This window comes from Microbacterium azadirachtae, assembly GCF_000956545.1.
In the GTDB taxonomy this organism is placed as follows: domain Bacteria; phylum Actinomycetota; class Actinomycetes; order Actinomycetales; family Microbacteriaceae; genus Microbacterium; species Microbacterium azadirachtae.
Genome location: NZ_JYIT01000078.1, coordinates 33,642 through 49,564 on the forward strand (window position 1 = coordinate 33,642; position 15,923 = coordinate 49,564).

The following is a 15,923-nucleotide window of genomic DNA, read 5'->3' on the forward strand; positions in this document are numbered from 1 at the left end:
ACGGGCGGACCCGCGCGCGTCCCGCACGAGGCGGTCGGCGCGGGCGGGATCCGATGCAAGGCGTCCCATGCAAAAAGCTAGGGGGACCTGGCATAAATACCTGGGACACCTGGATATCCGCGAGGCTGCATACGTCCGTGGGGATCGTGACAGGACCCTTCGGATCGTTTGTGCGCACCCTCCACTGCGAAGCCGGAAACCTCGGTTAGCGTAGACAAGGTGACTGACGCCGATATCCCCGTCGTCCGCGTCCTCGACGCCGACGGCAGCTACGCCCCGAACGCCGCGGCCGAGCAGTATCTGCCCCTCATCGACGCGCTCCCGGACAGCGAGCTCGAGCAGCTCTACCGGGACATGGTCGCGATCCGCGCGATCGACACCCAGGCCACGAACCTGCAGCGCCAGGGCCAGCTCGCGCTGTGGCCGCCGAGCCGCGGGCAGGAGGCCGCGCAGGTCGGATCCGCTCGTGCCGCGCGCCCGCAGGACACGATCTTCCCGTCCTACCGCGAGCACGCCGTCACCCGCATCAGGGGCGTGGACCCGGTCGACATCATCAAGCTCATGCGCGGCACCTCGAACGGCGGCTGGGATCCCACAGATCCGCGCAACGGCAACACGCGCATCTACACGCTCGTGCTCGGCTCGCAGACCCTGCACGCCACGGGTCTGGCGATGGGGCTCGTGTTCGACGGCAAGTGCGGCACCGGAGACCCGGATCGCGATGAGGCCGTCATGGTCTACTACGGCGACGGCGCCTCGAGCCAAGGCGACGTGCACGAGGCGATGGTGTTCGCCGCGAGCTACCGCACCCCCGAGGTCTTCTTCCTGCAGAACAACCACTGGGCGATCTCGGTGCCGGTGAGCACCCAGTCGCGCGTGCCGCTCGTGCAGCGCGGCATCGGGTATGGCATCCCCTCGGTGCGGGTCGACGGCAATGACGTGCTCGCCAGCTACGCCGTCACCCGGCGGGCGCTCGACGAGGCGCGTGCCGGCGACGGCCCGCGGGCGATCGAGGCCGTGACCTACCGCATGGGCGCGCACACCACGAGCGACGACCCGACCAAGTACCGCGGCAGCGCCGAGGAGCAGGAGTGGGCGCAGCGCGACCCGATCGCCCGCATGCGCGCGTACCTCGAGAACCGCGGCGCGGGGGAGTCCTTCTTCGCCGACGCCGAGGCGGAGGCGGCCGACGCGGCCGAGGATCTGCGGGTGCGCACCCTCGAGCTCGTCGCGCCCGGTCACGACGCGATCTTCGACAACGTGTACAGCGATCCGCACCCGCTCCTGGCCGAGCAGAAGGCGTGGCACCAGCAGTACGAGGCCTCGTTCAGCTCGGGCGCGGCGGCCGGACGGCAGGAGGAGATCCGATGACCACCGTCGACACCACCACCGGTACCCGCATCGAGACGATGCCGTTCAGCAAGGCGCTGAACGCGGGCCTGCGCAAGGCGATGGAGGACGACCCGCGCGTCCTCCTCATGGGCGAGGACATCGGCGCCCTCGGCGGCGTGTTCCGCGTCACCGAGCACCTGCAGCGCGACTTCGGGCCGCAGCGCGTGCTCGACACCCCCCTCGCGGAGTCGGGCATCGTCGGCACCGCGATCGGCCTCGCGATGGGCGGATTCCGCCCCGTCGTCGAGATCCAGTTCGACGGCTTCGTCTTCCCGGCGTTCGACCAGATCACCACACAGCTCGCCAAGATCACGGCCCGGCACGAGGGTGCGCTCTCGATGCCGATCGTGATCCGCATCCCGTACGGCGGGCACATCGGCGCGGTCGAGCACCACCAGGAGAGCCCGGAGACCTACTTCGCGCACACTCCCGGCCTGCGCGTGGTGTCGCCGTCGACGCCGAACGACGCGTACTGGATGATCCAGGAGGCGATCGCCTCGAACGACCCGGTGATCTTCCTCGAGCCGAAGAGCCGGTACTGGCCCAAGGGCGAGGTCGACCTCGCCGCCCCCGCCCTGCCGTTGCATGCGTCGCGCGTGGTGCGTCGCGGATCCGACGTCACTCTCGTCGGGCACGGCGCCATGGTCTCGACCCTGCTGCAGGCCGCCGCTCTCGCCGAGGCCGAGGGCACCAGCTGCGAGGTCGTCGACCTGCGCTCGCTGTCGCCGGTCGACTACGGGCCGATCCTCGACTCGGTGCGATCGACGGGCCGGATGGTCTACGCGCAGGAGGCGCCGGGCTTCGTGAGCCTCGGCAGCGAGATCGCAGCGACCGTCATGGAGCGGGCGTTCTACGCGCTCGAGGCGCCGGTGCTGCGGGTGTCGGGCTACGACACCCCGTTCCCGCCCGCGAAGCTCGAGGGCGCCTACCTGCCGGATCCGGACCGGATCCTCGAGGCCGTCGACCGGTCCCTCGCGTACTGACGGCCCCGTCTCCTCCCCTTCCTGAACACAACGCAGGAGAATCGTCACACTCAGCCTCCATCCGCCCGCTGACCTGCAGGATCTCCTGCGTCAGGTTCAGGCAGGGGGGCTGAGCGGAAAGGATCCCGACCATGAGCACCCAGACCTTCACCCTCCCGGACGTCGGCGAGGGCCTGACCGAGGCCGAGATCGTCACCTGGCGGGTCGCCCCGGGCGACGCCGTCGCGGTCAACGACGTGATCTGCGAGATCGAGACGGCCAAGTCGCTCGTCGAGCTGCCCTCGCCGCACGCCGGCACGGTCGGCGAGCTGCTCGTGCCGGAGGGGAAGACGGTCGACGTCGGCACCCCGATCATCACGTTCCTGAGCGGCGCTCCGGAGGCGGCCGCCCCGGCGCCGGCGGCTCCGGCGGCGGAGGGATCCGGATCCGTGCTCGTCGGCTACGGATCCGGTACCGAGGCGACCTCGCGCCGCCGTCGCCCTGCCGAGCGGCCGGTGCGCTCCACCGTCGGCGTCATCGCCAAGCCCCCGATCCGCAAGCTCGCGCGCGACCTCGACGTCGACCTCACCCAGGTCACCCCGACGGGCGCCGACGGCGAGGTCACCCGCGACGACGTGATGAAGCACGCCGAGCAGGCGAGCGTGTTCCGCAACATCCAGACCCCCGAATGGGGCGCCGTGCGCGAGGAGACCGTGCCTGCGCCGCAGCCCGCGCCGGTCGGACTCGCGCGCGGGATCGCGCCCTCGCGCGCTTCGATCGGCGCGGACGAGAGCCGCACCGAGTCGATCCCGGTCAAGGGCGTGCGCAAGGCCACGTCGTCGGCCATGGTGCAGAGCGCCTACTCCGCCCCGCACGTGACGGTGTGGAAGGAGGTCGACGCGACCCGCACCATGGAGCTCGTGAAGCGCCTGAAGGCGTCGCCCGACTTCGCCGACATCAAGGTGTCGCCGCTTCTGATCGTCGCGCGCGCCGTGATCTGGGCCGTGCGCCGCACCCCGATGGTCAACGCGGCCTGGATCGACACGGCCGACGGCGCCGAGATCGCGGTGCGCCACTACGTCAACCTCGGCATCGCCGCCGCCACTCCGCGGGGCCTGCTCGTGCCGAACATCAAGGACGCGCAGGATCTGGGCATGAAGGATCTGGCCCGCGCGCTCAACCGGCTCACCACGACCGCCCGCGAGGGCAAGTCGACGCCGGCCGACCAGCAGGGCGGAACCATCACGATCACCAACATCGGCGTGTTCGGGATGGATGCGGGCACCCCGATCATCAACCCCGGAGAGGCCGGCATCGTGGCGATGGGCACCATCAGCCAGAAGCCGTGGGTCGTGGACGGCGAGGTGCGTCCGCGCTGGGTGACGACGGTGGCCGGATCCTTCGACCACCGTGTGGTGGACGGCGACGGCATGAGCCGCTTCATCGCCGACGTCGCCGCCGTGCTCGAGGAGCCCGCGCTGCTGGTGGACTGAGACCGGATCCCGATCCCGGACTCCGGATCCCGGATCCGGCCGGGTCGGCTCTCAGCCCTGCAGCCGGCGTGCCACGAGCTGCGGCAGGCCGACCGTCCGTGCGGCGGCCAGGGCCGTCGAGACCGCGCCGGCGAGCACGATGTCGGCGCCGAGCTTCGAGCGCAGGATCGCGGGCGCCGGCAGGTCGAGCAGCGGGCGCAGCACGTCGCGCGCCGCGTCGAGCACCGGCTGGATGCTCTCGGCGATCGCGCCGCAGACGATCACGCGCTCCGGGTCGTAGGTGCTGCCGAGCACGGCCACCACGCGAGCGAGGAAGGCGCCGGTGTCGCGCACGACGCGGGCCGCGTCGGCGTCCCCGGTCTCCGCCAGGGCGAGCACCCGGTCCGCGGTGAGGCCTTCCGTGGCGAGCCGGGCCAGCGCTCCGTCGGCGGCCGCGTCTCCCGAGGCGAGCAGTTCGCCGGCGATGCGGGTGATCGTGGGGCCGAGCCCGTCGGCCGAGTCCACCCCGCGCACGTGGTCGAAGAGCACCATCTCGCCGACGCCGCCGTGGGCGCCGTGCAGGATGTGCCCGTCCACGACCGCTCCGGCGCCGAACCGCTCCCCGGCGACGAGAGCGATGTAGTCGCGGCAGCCCACGGCCTCGCCGAGATCCCCCTCCGCGGCGGCCGCGAGCACGGCGTCGTTCTTGATCTCGACGACGGGGGCCCATCCCGCCAGGAGCTCGGCGAGGCCGGGATTGGTGCGCTCCCAGAACCCGTCGGGGTGCGGCGGCGATGAGCCGTTCCGTGCGACCGGGGCCGCGACGCCCGCGCACAGGGCGAGGACGCGGTCGCGGGGGACGCCGCTGGATGCCAGCGCCGCGTCGAGGTGCTGCAGGATGACCGCCCGGCGCTGACCGACGGTGTGGTGCCGATCCAGGTCGGTGCGCCGGTGCGCGAGCGGCATGCGGGCGAGGTCGGTCACGGTCACGCCGAGGTGGGTGTCGCCGGCGTCGATCGCGATCACGGCGCCGACATCGGAGGGCAGCTCGAACCGTCGTGCCGGCCGCCCGGCCGAGTACTGGCCCGCGTCGCGGGCGTTGGGCAGCTCGCGCACGACGCCCGCCTCCACCAGCGTGTCGATCGCGTCGATCGTCGTCGACCGGGTGAGCGAGGCGCCGGCCATCGCCTCGGTGGCGGTGAAGGGGCCGCGGCCCCAGGCGAAGTCCAGCACCTGCCCGAGGCTCGGTCGGCTGCCGCCGGGAGCGCCGGGAGCGCCGGGAGCGCCGGGAGCGCCGGGAGCCCCGGGAGCCCCGGCCGCGCCGGGGGCGGCGGGGGGCGCGTCGGACGCGGCGGATCTCGGCATCGGTGCTTGACCTCTCGGGTGGGCTTCTGTCAGAGTATCCCTTGCCCGAGTTGATTCGGGCACAAAATCTAATCTCCGGAACAAGATCCGATCCGATGGCGCGGACGGATCCCGGAAGGGATGAGGACGATGGTGTCTGGGAAGAGAACGCGGATCGCGAGGATGGTCGCGGTCGCCGCGGCCCTCGCGATCGGGGCGACGACCCTGGCCGGATGCGCGCCCGCCGACGGTCGCGAGACGGTGCGGTTCACATTCAGCAAGCGCGAGGCGATCGACTTCATGACGAAGGTCGTGAACGACTACAACGCGTCGCAGGACAAGGTGCGGGTGGAGATCGACACCTCCGGCGTGGACGTGGTCTCGGCGAGCTTCGTGCGCGGCAACCCGCCGGATCTGATGCTCGCGAACTACAACTTCGAGGTCGCCCGGTTCGTGCAGCGCTGCGCGCTGACCGACCTCTCCGACACGGCGGAGGCGGGACGGATCCGTGAGGACCTGAAGCCCCTGCTCGATCAGTACGGGGTGTGCCCGGGCAGGACCACCGTGCTGCCGTACTCCGTGATGGCGGCCTCGGTGATCTACAACAAGGAGATCTTCGCGAAGCACGGCATCGAGATCCCGAAGACCTGGGACGAGCTGATCGCCGCGTGCGACAGGCTCAAGGCCGCCGGGGTTGCGCCGTTCTACGGCACGTTCAAGGACAACTGGACGATCGGGCAGGGCTGGTACGACTACGCGGTCGGGGGAGAGGTGCCGGTCGTGGACTTCTTCAAGAAACTGAACGAGGAGGGGACCGCGGTCGGACCGAAGGCGCAGACCTCCTTCTCGAAGGACTTCGCGAAGCCGGTCGAGAAGATGACCCGGCTCATCAAGGACTACACGCAGCCCAACGCCGCGAGCCAGGCGTATGTCGACGGCAACCTCGCGTTCGCCCAGGGCAAGGGCGCGATGTACCTCCAGGGCCCGTGGGCGTTCGGCGAGATCGCCAAGACGTCGCCCGACCTGCAGCTCGGCAGCTTCCCGCTGCCGATGACGAACGATCCGAAGGATCTCAAGGTCCGCGTGAACATGGATCTCGCGGCGATGATCCCGACGGGGTCGCAGCACCAGAAGGCCGCGCGCGACTTCCTCGCCTACCTCTACCGGCCCGAGGTGATCGACGCCTACAACGCGTCCCAGCTCGGCTTCGCGCCGACGACCGATGCGACTCTGCCGACGGATCCGCGCATCGCGGGCATGATCCCGTACTACACCGACGGCGCGGTCTATCAGGGCGCGTCGGTGCTGGTGCCCAAGACCATCCCCGTCTTCAACTACGTCCAGGCGATCGCCCTCGGGGGTAGCGTCGACGGCACCCTGCGCACGATGGACGCGGACTGGGCGCGCGCCGCCTTCCTCGCCCCGAAGCTCCCGAGCGACACGAAGGGCACGACGAAATGACCGCGACAACCACCATCGTCACCGGCGGCGACCGCACGGTCCGTCGCAGCAGCAAGCGCGTCGAGCCGATCTACTACCTGTTCCTGCTGCCGACGCTCGTGCTGTTCACGCTGGCGATCACGGTGCCCGCGGTGATGGGCATCTTCTTCAGCTTCACCGACTCGATCGGGATCGGCACCTGGAGCTTCAACGGGCTCACCAACTACATCGCGGCGTTCAGCGACCCGGCGATCCTGCAGAGCTACCTGTTCACCTTCGGGTTCTCGGTCGTGACCGTGATCGTGGTGAACGTGCTCGCCTTCCTGCTGGCCGTCGGGCTCGTCTCGCGGATCCGTTTCAAGACGGGCCTGCGCGCGATCTTCGTGATCCCGATGGTCATCTCCGGCATCATCATCGCCTACGTCTTCAACTTCCTGTTCTCGAACTCGATCCCGGCGCTCGGGACGGCGACCGGCATCCCGTGGCTGTCGACGAGCATCCTCGCCAACCCCGACCTCGCGTGGGTGGGCATCGTGATCGTGACGGCCTGGCAGGCGATCCCGGGCACCCTGCTCATCTACATCGCGGGCCTGCTCTCGATCCCCGGGGACGTGTACGAGGCGGCGGACCTCGACGGCGCGAGTAAGCTCCAGCAGCTCACCCGGATCACGGTCCCGCTCGTCGCCGGCTACTTCGTGATCAACATCGTGCTCGGGTTCAAGGGCTTCCTGAACGCGTACGACATCATCAAGGGCCTCACCGACGGCGGTCCCGGCACCTCGACGCGGAGCGTGGCGATGACGATCATCGCCGGGTTCAACGGCGGCGACTACGCCTATCAGATGGCGAACGCGACGATCTTCTTCCTCGTCGCGATCCTGATCTCCCTGCTGCAGCTGTCCGTGACCCGCGGAAGGAACGCACTCTGATGTCGACGCAGACCCTCCTCACCATCGAGGCCCTCACCACCACGGGCCGCAAGCCCCGGATCCGCAGGGAGCGGGTGAACTGGTCGGGCACGATCATCCTGATCCTGTGCACCGCCACCGTCCTGATCCCGCTGTACGTCACGATCGCGATGTCGTTCAAGACGTCGAAGCAGTCGGTCGACGGCAATGCGTTCTCGTTCCCGGCTCCGTTCACGCTCGACGGATTCGTGCAGGCGTGGAACCTCACGAAGTTCCCCGTCGGGGCGGGAGTCTCGCTGCTCGTGACCGCGGGCACCGTGTTCCTGACCGTGGTGCTGGCCGCGTTCGCCTCCTACGCGATCGTGCGCAACTGGGACCACCGGCTCTTCCGGTACTCGTTCTTCTACCTGCTCGCCGCGATGTTCATCCCGTTCCCGGTGGTGGCGCTGCCGCAGATCCAACTGACCGGTCTCGCGCACCTGGACAATCCGTTCGGGGTGATCCTGCTCGCGACGATGTTCCAGCTCAGCTTCAGCGTGCTGCTGTTCACGGCGTTCCTGCGCTCCCTGCCGCTCGAGCTCGAGGAGAGCGCGCGGATCGACGGGGCCAGCACCTGGCAGACCTTCTGGCGGATCATCTTCCCGCTGCTCGGGCCGATGAGCGCGACCGTCGGCATCTTCGCCTTCCTCTACGCGTGGAACGACTTCATGATGCCGTCGCTGATCATCTCGGATCCGTCGCTGCAGACCCTGCCGGTGCGGCAGAACCTGTTCCAGAATCAGTTCAGCAGCAACTACAACGTCGCCTTCGCCTCGTACCTGATGGCCATGGCCCCCGCGATCGTCGCCTACCTGTTCACCCAGCGCTGGGTGATGGAGGGCGTGACCCAGGGCGCCGTGAAGGGCTGACCGCCCGTCCGGTTCTCATCCGTCGGGCGCACCCGCCCGCACAAGACCGCAACACCGAAGGAGCTCTCTTCCATGACCGATGCAGTCCTCGCCGCCGGAGTCCCCGTGCTCGGATCCGACGACGCCGCCTGGTGGCGCCAGGCCGTCGTCTACCAGGTCTATCCGCGCAGCTTCGCCGACTCGAACGGGGACGGACTGGGCGATATCCGGGGCGTCACCGACAAGGCCGACTACCTCGCCGGGCTCGGCGTCGACGCGGTGTGGCTGAGCCCGTTCTACCCGTCCGCGCTCGCCGACGGCGGCTACGACGTCGACGACTACCGGAACGTGGATCCGCGCCTGGGCACGCTCGACGACTTCGACGACATGGTCGCCGCGCTGCACGAGCGCGGGATCAAGGTGATCGTCGACATCGTGCCCAACCACTCGTCCGACCGCCACGAGATGTTCCGCGCGGCGCTCGCCGCAGGCAAGGGGTCGCCCGAGCGCGACCGTTACATCTTCCGCGACGGACTCGGCGAGAACGGCGAACTGCCGCCCGCCGACTGGGCGAGCATCTTCGGCGGTCCGGCGTGGGAGCCCGTGGGCGACGGGCAGTGGTACTTCCACCACTTCGCGACCGAGCAGCCCGACTTCAACTGGGACAACCCCGACGTGCACGCCGAGTTCCTGCACACCCTGCGGTTCTGGTCGGACCGCGGCGTCGACGGGTTCCGCATCGACGTCGCGCACGGGCTCAGCAAGGACCTGCCTGCCGTTCTGCCCAGCCAGGCCGAGCTCGACGCGATGGACACCACCGACGGTCAGCACCCGCTGTGGGACCGCGACGCCGTGCACGAGATCTACCGCGAGTGGCGTCAGGTGTTCGACGAGTACGACCCGCCGCGCATCGCCGTGGCCGAGGCGTGGGTGGCGACGCCGGAGCGCCGCGCCAAGTACGCGACCCCCGAGGGGCTCGGCCAGGCGTTCAACTTCGACCTGCTCGAGGCCGACTTCGACGCCGCGCAGTTCCGGCACATCGTGACCGACAACCTCGCCCAGAGCGCGGCGACCGGATCCAGCTCGACCTGGGTGCTCTCGAACCACGACGTGGTGCGGCACGCGACCCGCTACGGCCTCGCCCCGCGGCGCGGCAGCCTCGCCAAGCAGGGCTCGGCCTGGATCCTCGCCGGCGCCCCGGCCGACCAGATCGACCTCGCGCGCGGCAGCCGGCAGGCGCTCGCGGCCTCCCTGTTCCTGCTGGGCCTGCCCGGCAGCGCCTACCTGTACCAGGGCGAGGAGCTGGGCCTGCACGAGGTGGGCGACATCAAGGCCGAGGATCGGCAGGACCCGGCGTTCTTCCGGGGCGCGGATCCGGAGCGCGACGGCCTCGGCCGCGACGGATGCCGCGTGCCGCTGCCGTGGACCGGAACCGGATCCTCCTTCGGTTTCGGCGCCGCGGGCGCGCACATCCCGCAGCCCGATTGGTTCGCGGACTACGCGGTGGACGTGGAGGACGCCGACCCCGCCTCGTCGCTGAACACCTATCGTCGTGCGCTCGCGCTGCGGCACGAGCTGCAGACCGGCGAGAGCCTGGAGTGGATGGAGACCGGCCGTGACGACGTGCTGCGCTTCGTCCGGCCGAACGGATGGCAGGTCGTCACGAACTTCGGTACGGAGCCCTTCGCGCTCGCCGAGGGCGAGGCGCCGGTGCTCGGCGAGCTCGTCGACGGCGCGGTGCCCGCCGAGACCACGGTCTGGCTGCGCGGCTGAGCCGAGTTCGGCGGTCGGCGTCGGCGAGCGAGCCCTGACGCCGCGGGCGGGAGACGAGACGCGGTGCCCTTACGGGGGTGCCGCGTCTCGTCTTGCTGCGCCCGCTCAACGACCTGGTCCGATTCGCCTGAGATCCGTTTTGATAATGATTCTCATTTAACGTAGTGTCGAGGACATGCAGAAGCCCCTCGCCGCCCTCACGCTCGCCGCCGCCACGATCCTCGCCCTCGCGGGCTGCTCCGCGACGGCGGATCCCGGATCGTCCTCCGGCGGCGGGACCATCGCGGTGACGGCGTCGACCAACGTCTGGGGCGACATCGCGAAGGAGATCGGCGGCGAGCACGTCGAGGTCACCTCCGTCATCGCGTCGCTGTCGCAGGATCCGCACGAGTACGAGGTCACCGCCGCCGATCAGCTGAAGGTGCGCGGGGCGAAGCTGATCCTGCAGAACGGGGGCGGCTACGACGCGTTCTTCGGCGACCTGGTCTCGAAGTCGGGAAGCAAGGCACCGGTGGTCACCGCGGTGACGTTCGCGCCGAGCTGGCCGAAGGGCGAGGACGGGATGAAGACCGCCGAGGGCTTCAACGAGCACGTCTGGTACGACACGGCGGTCGTCGAGGACGTCGCGAAGAAGGTCGCCGACGAGCTGAGCGGGATCGACCCGGCGCACAAGGCGGACTTCGAGAAGAACCTGGCGACGTTCGAGACGGGGATCTCGGGGCTGAACTCCTCGCTCGCGACCATCAAGAGCGCGCACCAGGGTGAGAAGATCTTCGTCACCGAGCCGGTTCCGCTGTACCTCACGGACGCGGCGGGCCTGGTGAACGTCACTCCCGAGGCGTTCAGCCACGCGGTCGAAGAGGGGCAGGACGTCCCGCCCGCCACGCTGCTCGAGGCGACGAACCTCGTCGAGTCGGGCGACGTCAAGGCGCTGTTCGCCAACGCCCAGGCGGGAGGTGCCGAGACCACGAAGATCATCGGCGTCGCGAAGGAAAAGGGCGTGCCCGTCCAGGAGGTCACCGAGCTGGTGCCGGACGGCAAGACGTACCTGACCTGGATGAAGGACAACATCGACACGCTCTCGCGTAATCTCGACAAGTGACCTCTCCCGCCGCTTCTCCGGCCGCTCCGCTGCTGCGGATCCGCGGCGCAGGCATCCGCCGGGACGACCGGGAGCTGTGGAGCGGACTCGACCTCGACGTGGCCCCCGGCGAGCTCGTCGCGGTGCTCGGCCCCAGCGGGACGGGCAAGACCACCCTGCTGCGCGCGATCCTCGGCCTTCAGGGGCTCTCCGAGGGAACCATCGAGGCGGTGGGCCAGCCGGTGCGCCGGCGCGGGAACCGCCGCATCGGCTATCTCCCGCAGGCGCGACCACTGCCCGCCGAGACGTCGCTGCGAGGCCGCGACCTCGTCGCGCTCGGCGTCGACGGGCACCGGTTCGGCTTCCCGATCCCGCGGCGCGGCGACCGCGCCAGGGTCGATGCGCTGGTCGCGGCGGTGGGCGCCCGGTCCTTCGCCGACCGCCCGGCAGGCACCCTCTCCGGCGGCGAGCAGCAGCGGCTGCGCGTGGGGCAGGCTCTTGCCGACGACCCCCGGCTGCTGCTCTGCGACGAGCCGCTGACGAGCCTCGATCTGGCCAACCAGCAGGCCGTCGTGGAGCTGATCGACCGGCATCGCCGCACCGGCGCCGGCGTGCTGCTCGTCACCCACGACATCAACCCCGTGCTCGACATCGTCGACCGGATCCTGTACCTCGCGAACGGCCGCTTCACGCTCGGCACCCCGCGGGAGGTGCTGACCACCCGCGTGCTCTCCGACCTCTACGGGGTTCCGGTGTTCGTGTCCCAAGTCGGCGGCCGGCTCGTCGTCGTCGGCGCGCCGGATGCGGAGAGCGCCGCGCACCACCACGACGGACCCGACGAGGAGCTGCACGCATGAACCTCCCGGACATCGTCCAGGCCATGTTCGGCGGCCTGTCGCAGTACGGCGAGATCCTCGCCCTGGTCTCGAACTCGGTCTGGGCGGGAGCCGTGCTCGGTCTCGTCGGCGGCCTCATCGGCGTGTTCGTGATGCAGCGCGACATGGCCTTCGCCGTGCACGGCATCAGCGAGCTCTCCTTCGCCGGCGCCGCGGTCGCGCTGCTGGTGGGCGTCGATGTCGTCACCGGCTCGATCGTCGGATCCCTCATTGCCGCGGCGATCATCGGCTGGCTGGGCGCCCGCGCGCGCGACCGCAACTCGATCATCGGCGTGCTCATGCCGTTCGGGCTGGGTGTCGGGATCCTCGCCCTATCGCTCTACAACGGGCGTGCGGCAGGCCGGTTCAGCCTGCTGACCGGGCAGATCGTGTCGGTGCAGTCGGAGCAGCTGGGCTGGCTGACCGGGATCTGCGCGCTCGTGCTGCTGGGCCTGCTGATCATCTGGCGCCCGCTGCGCTTCGACTCCCTCGATCCGCAGTCCGCGGCCGCCCGCGGCGTTCCCACGGTCGGCGTCTCGTTCGCCTTCATGCTGCTGCTCGGCCTCGTGGTCGCGGTCGCCGTGCACATCATCGGCGCGCTGCTGGTGATGGCGCTCGTGGTGACCCCGGCCGCCGCGGCGATGCGGGTGCGCTCAGGCCCTCTGGCCGTGCCGGTGCTGGCGGCCGTCTTCGGCGTGGTCTCCGCGGTCGGCGGCATCCTCCTGGCGGTGATGGGCACGCTGCCGGTGAGCCCGTACATCACGACGGTCTCGTTCGCGATCTACCTCGTCTGCCGCGCGATCGGATCCCGGCGGGATCGTGTCGTGCGCGCGGCCCCGGCCCCGGCGCGCACCGAATGAGCGCACACGGGCACGGGCATGACTCCGCGGCGCTCCGGCACGTCGAGGTGGCTCGGACGCCGAAACGCATCCTGCTCGCGGTGCTGATCGTCGTCGGCGTGGCGACGATCGCCGGGCTGCTGCTACTCTGGCCGTCCGCGGAGCGTCCCGGAGGGACCCCGACGTCCGGCTCCTCGGTCGCGAAGACCACGTACCCGACCGGCGAGATCCTGCGGATGTCCGACTGCGCGACACCCGGGCCGCCGGCACCCTCGGGCGGCGGGACGGGCTCCGGCGCGACCGGCGGATCCGGTGCGGGAGGAGCATCTCCCGCGGCCTGCGCGATCGCGCAGGTCAGGATCGAGGACGGCGCCCGTGCGGGCGAGACGGTCAGGATCATGCTGAACGGTCCGTTCGCCCGCGCCGGCCTGCACCCCGGCGACCGGCTCGAGCTGATGGTGATCGCCCTGCCCACGCATTCGAGCATCGTGCAGCCGGGCGGCGTGGATCCGGGGATCTCGGCGTTCGGCGTGGTCAGGACCGTCCCGCTGGCCGTGTGGGTCGGGCTGTTCGCCCTGGTCGTGATCGTCGTCGGGCTCCTGCGCGGACTGCTCGCCCTCGTCGGGCTGGTGTTCAGCGGCGCGATGATCGTGATGTTCCTGCTGCCCGCCCTGCTGCACGCGGAGCCCGCCATGGCGGTCGCCCTCGTCGGCGCGTCCGCGATCCTCTACGTCGTGCTCTATCTCGCGCACGGGCTGTCCCTGCGCACCAGCGCGGCTCTCGCGGGCACGCTCGCGGGAGTCGCGATCACCGCGATCCTGGCGCAGCTGGCGGTCGGCACCACCCGGCTCAGCGGCATCGACGAGAGCGCCGGCTTCCTGGCCCCGATGGTGCCGCAGGTCGACTTCCAGGGCCTGCTCACGTGCGCGATCATCATCGCGGGCCTGGGCGTGCTCAACGACGTGACCATCACGCAGAGCTCGGCCGTGTGGGAGCTGCGCGCCGTCGCCCCGGAGCTCTCCCGGCGGCAGCTGTTCGGCCGCGCGATGCGCATCGGACGCGATCACATCGCCTCCACGATCTACACGATCGTGTTCGCCTACGTCGGGGCGTCGCTGAGCGTCGTGCTGCTCCTCTACGTCTACGACCAGCCGATGATGAACATGCTCGGGCTCGAGGACATCGCGACGGAGATCGTCCGCACCCTCTGCAGCGGCATCGGGCTCGTGCTCGCGGTGCCTCTCACCACGGCCATCGCGGTCGCGCTCCTGCCTCCCCGCTCGGCCGTGACGGGGGAGTCCCTCCCCGCGCCGCTCGGCGAGGACGACGCCGACACCGTGGAGTGGCTGCGCACGCTGCGCACCGTCGAGGCGCCGACGATCGTGGCGCCGGATCCGCGTACGGGCGGCTAGGCGACAGGCTCTCCGTAGAGCGCTGCGACGTCCTGCGAGCTGACCCAGCGCGAGTACGTCGGATCCTGCGGCCAGCCGTCCGGCACGTCCTGCCACTCCTCCTGGCGGCCGTAGGGCAGCACGTCGGAGATCGCGAACGCGACGCTGAAGCGCTCGGCGCCGCGGCCGTCGGTGTGCCACGTGCGGTAGACGTCGTCCCCGTCGCGCAGGAACACGTTGAAGCCGAAGCCCTCTCCCGGGCCCGCGTCCACGTCGGCGCCGAAGGACGACTCCGCCGACGAGTACCAGGTCATCCGGTTCCCGACGCGCTTCTTGTAGGCGAGGATCTCGTCCATCGGTCCGTTCGTGACGATCACGAAGCGGGCGTCCTGCGCCTCGATGTGCCCCGTGCGGGTCCACTGGGAGGTGAGGCCGGTGCAGCCCTGGCACTGCCAGGTCGCGCCGTCCGTCCACATGTGGTGGTAGGTGACCAGCTGGCTCTTGCCCTCGAACACGTCGGCCAGGCTCACCCGGCTGCCGTCCTCGGCGATGAGCGTGTACGGCGGCAGCTTGACGGCGGGCAGCCGCCGCCGGGCGGCCGCGATCGCGTCCTGCTCCCGGGTCGCGGCCTTCTCGCGGATCCGCAGCTGCGCGAGCTCTTCGCGCCAGGTCTGCTCGTCGACGACAGGGGGCAGAGCGGTCATGACATCCTCCGATGGTCGGTTCCGGTCGCTCGGGCGCCGATGTTCACGGCGTCCACATCTGCTATGTTCACACCGTACACATCGCCCCGGCGACGACTCAAGAGGGGGAGGGGATCCGATGGCCTACCATCACGGGGATCTCGCCACCGCCCTCGTCGAGGCGGCCGTCGCGCTCGGCCGCGAAGGCGGGCCGGCGGCGATCACGATCCGCGAGGCCACGCGGCGCACCGGGGTCTCGCCGAACGCCGCGTACCGGCACTTCCCGAACCGGGCGGCCCTCCTGGACGCGGCCGCGACGGCGATCCAGCAGGGGCTCGCCGCGGCGATGACCGACGCCCCCGAGCGATCGCCCGCCGAGCGCCTGCACCGGATCGGCGCCGCCTACATCGAGTTCGCCCTCGACGAGCCGGGCTGGTTCGGCGTGGTCTTCTTCGGGATCCGCCCGCCGGAGCCGGCGACCACGGCGCAGGCGCCGGCGTTCCGGGCGCTGACGGCGGCCCTCGACGATCTGGTCGCCGACGGTGCGCTGCCCGAGGCGCAGCGCGACGACGCGGCCTGGGCATGCTGGGCCACGGTGCACGGGTTCGCCGAGCTGTGCCTGCGCGGCCCGCTGGCGGGGCTGGACCGCGCGGAGCAGAGCCGGCGCGGCGATGCCGCGATCCGCGCGGTGATCGCGGGGATCCAGGTCGGCGCCGGGTGACGGGGCGCTGCAGGGCTCGTCTCCCGCATGCGCATCGCCGGACATCCGCCGATCGTTCCGCGCCCGCGTCGCGCCGGCCCTGTCGACACAAGGGAAGCCCGGGTTAGGATCGTCAGGACTCGCGCGGACCACGGCCCTGCACCCAAGGACGCCGG

14 protein-coding genes are annotated in these 15,923 nt (G+C 70.6%); 12 read left to right on the top strand and 2 right to left on the bottom strand.

Annotation, left to right across the window (positions count from 1 at the left end; genetic code table 11):
• Positions 1 to 219 precede the first annotated feature (219 nt).
• From pdhA to RL72_RS10725, 3 genes are all read left to right on the top strand, one after another.
• A complete protein-coding gene (gene pdhA / locus RL72_RS10715; RefSeq protein ID WP_045250831.1) occupies positions 220 to 1,371 on the top strand; it encodes a pyruvate dehydrogenase (acetyl-transferring) E1 component subunit alpha in 1,152 nt (383 codons plus the stop codon).
• Positions 1,368 to 2,375, top strand: coding sequence for an alpha-ketoacid dehydrogenase subunit beta (locus tag RL72_RS10720; protein ID WP_045250832.1), 1,008 nt, complete (start codon positions 1,368 to 1,370; stop codon positions 2,373 to 2,375). The genes pdhA and RL72_RS10720 overlap by 4 nt, the downstream gene beginning before the upstream one ends.
• Positions 2,376 to 2,506: 131 nt before the next feature.
• Positions 2,507 to 3,847 (top strand): dihydrolipoamide acetyltransferase family protein, encoded by a 1,341-nt coding sequence (locus tag RL72_RS10725; RefSeq protein WP_045250833.1) that lies wholly within the window; start codon positions 2,507 to 2,509, stop codon positions 3,845 to 3,847.
• A 51-nt stretch (positions 3,848 to 3,898) separates the two neighbouring features.
• On the opposite strand, the gene RL72_RS10730 is transcribed toward RL72_RS10725, so the two are convergent.
• Positions 3,899 to 5,191, bottom strand: a complete 1,293-nt coding sequence (locus RL72_RS10730; RefSeq protein ID WP_082072322.1) for an ROK family protein — start codon at positions 5,189 to 5,191, stop codon at positions 3,899 to 3,901.
• 162 nt (positions 5,192 to 5,353) lie between these two features.
• On the opposite strand from RL72_RS10730, the gene RL72_RS10740 reads away from it, so the two are divergent.
• The 8 genes from RL72_RS10740 (at position 5,354) to RL72_RS10775 (ending at position 14,385) form a co-directional block, all read left to right on the top strand.
• On the top strand, positions 5,354 to 6,631 hold the full coding sequence (locus RL72_RS10740) for an ABC transporter substrate-binding protein (protein WP_091477990.1): 1,278 nt from the start codon (positions 5,354 to 5,356) through the stop codon (positions 6,629 to 6,631).
• Positions 6,628 to 7,539, top strand: a complete 912-nt coding sequence (locus RL72_RS10745) for a carbohydrate ABC transporter permease (RefSeq protein WP_045250834.1) — start codon at positions 6,628 to 6,630, stop codon at positions 7,537 to 7,539. Before RL72_RS10740 ends, RL72_RS10745 begins: the two co-directional genes overlap by 4 nt.
• A complete protein-coding gene (locus RL72_RS10750; protein ID WP_045250835.1) occupies positions 7,539 to 8,426 on the top strand; it encodes a carbohydrate ABC transporter permease in 888 nt (295 codons plus the stop codon). Before RL72_RS10745 ends, RL72_RS10750 begins: the two co-directional genes overlap by 1 nt.
• 72 nt (positions 8,427 to 8,498) lie before the next feature.
• The gene (locus RL72_RS10755; RefSeq protein ID WP_045250836.1) at positions 8,499 to 10,178 is read left to right on the top strand and encodes a glycoside hydrolase family 13 protein; all 1,680 of its coding nucleotides are present in this window, start codon (positions 8,499 to 8,501) and stop codon (positions 10,176 to 10,178) included.
• Positions 10,179 to 10,353: 175 nt separating this feature from the next.
• Positions 10,354 to 11,280 carry a metal ABC transporter solute-binding protein, Zn/Mn family gene (locus RL72_RS10760; RefSeq protein WP_045250837.1) on the top strand — a complete coding sequence of 309 codons (927 nt, stop codon included), beginning with the start codon at positions 10,354 to 10,356 and terminating at the stop codon, positions 11,278 to 11,280.
• The gene (locus RL72_RS10765) at positions 11,277 to 12,116 is read left to right on the top strand and encodes a metal ABC transporter ATP-binding protein (RefSeq protein ID WP_045250838.1); all 840 of its coding nucleotides are present in this window, start codon (positions 11,277 to 11,279) and stop codon (positions 12,114 to 12,116) included. Before RL72_RS10760 ends, RL72_RS10765 begins: the two co-directional genes overlap by 4 nt.
• Positions 12,113 to 12,994 carry a metal ABC transporter permease gene (locus RL72_RS10770; protein ID WP_045250839.1) on the top strand — a complete coding sequence of 294 codons (882 nt, stop codon included), beginning with the start codon at positions 12,113 to 12,115 and terminating at the stop codon, positions 12,992 to 12,994. The genes RL72_RS10765 and RL72_RS10770 overlap by 4 nt, the downstream gene beginning before the upstream one ends.
• On the top strand, positions 12,991 to 14,385 hold the full coding sequence (locus RL72_RS10775) for a YibE/F family protein (RefSeq protein WP_052674323.1): 1,395 nt from the start codon (positions 12,991 to 12,993) through the stop codon (positions 14,383 to 14,385). Before RL72_RS10770 ends, RL72_RS10775 begins: the two co-directional genes overlap by 4 nt.
• Here RL72_RS10775 and RL72_RS10780 read toward each other — a convergent pair.
• Complete coding sequence (locus RL72_RS10780) at positions 14,382 to 15,068, bottom strand: DUF899 family protein (protein ID WP_045250840.1); 687 nt, start codon at positions 15,066 to 15,068, stop codon at positions 14,382 to 14,384. The two genes, RL72_RS10775 and RL72_RS10780, sit on opposite strands and share 4 nt — an antisense overlap.
• A 118-nt stretch (positions 15,069 to 15,186) precedes the next feature.
• Between RL72_RS10780 and RL72_RS10785 the strand changes: the two genes are divergently transcribed.
• Positions 15,187 to 15,768 (top strand): TetR/AcrR family transcriptional regulator, encoded by a 582-nt coding sequence (locus RL72_RS10785; protein WP_045250841.1) that lies wholly within the window; start codon positions 15,187 to 15,189, stop codon positions 15,766 to 15,768.
• Positions 15,769 to 15,923: the final 155 nt, after the last annotated feature.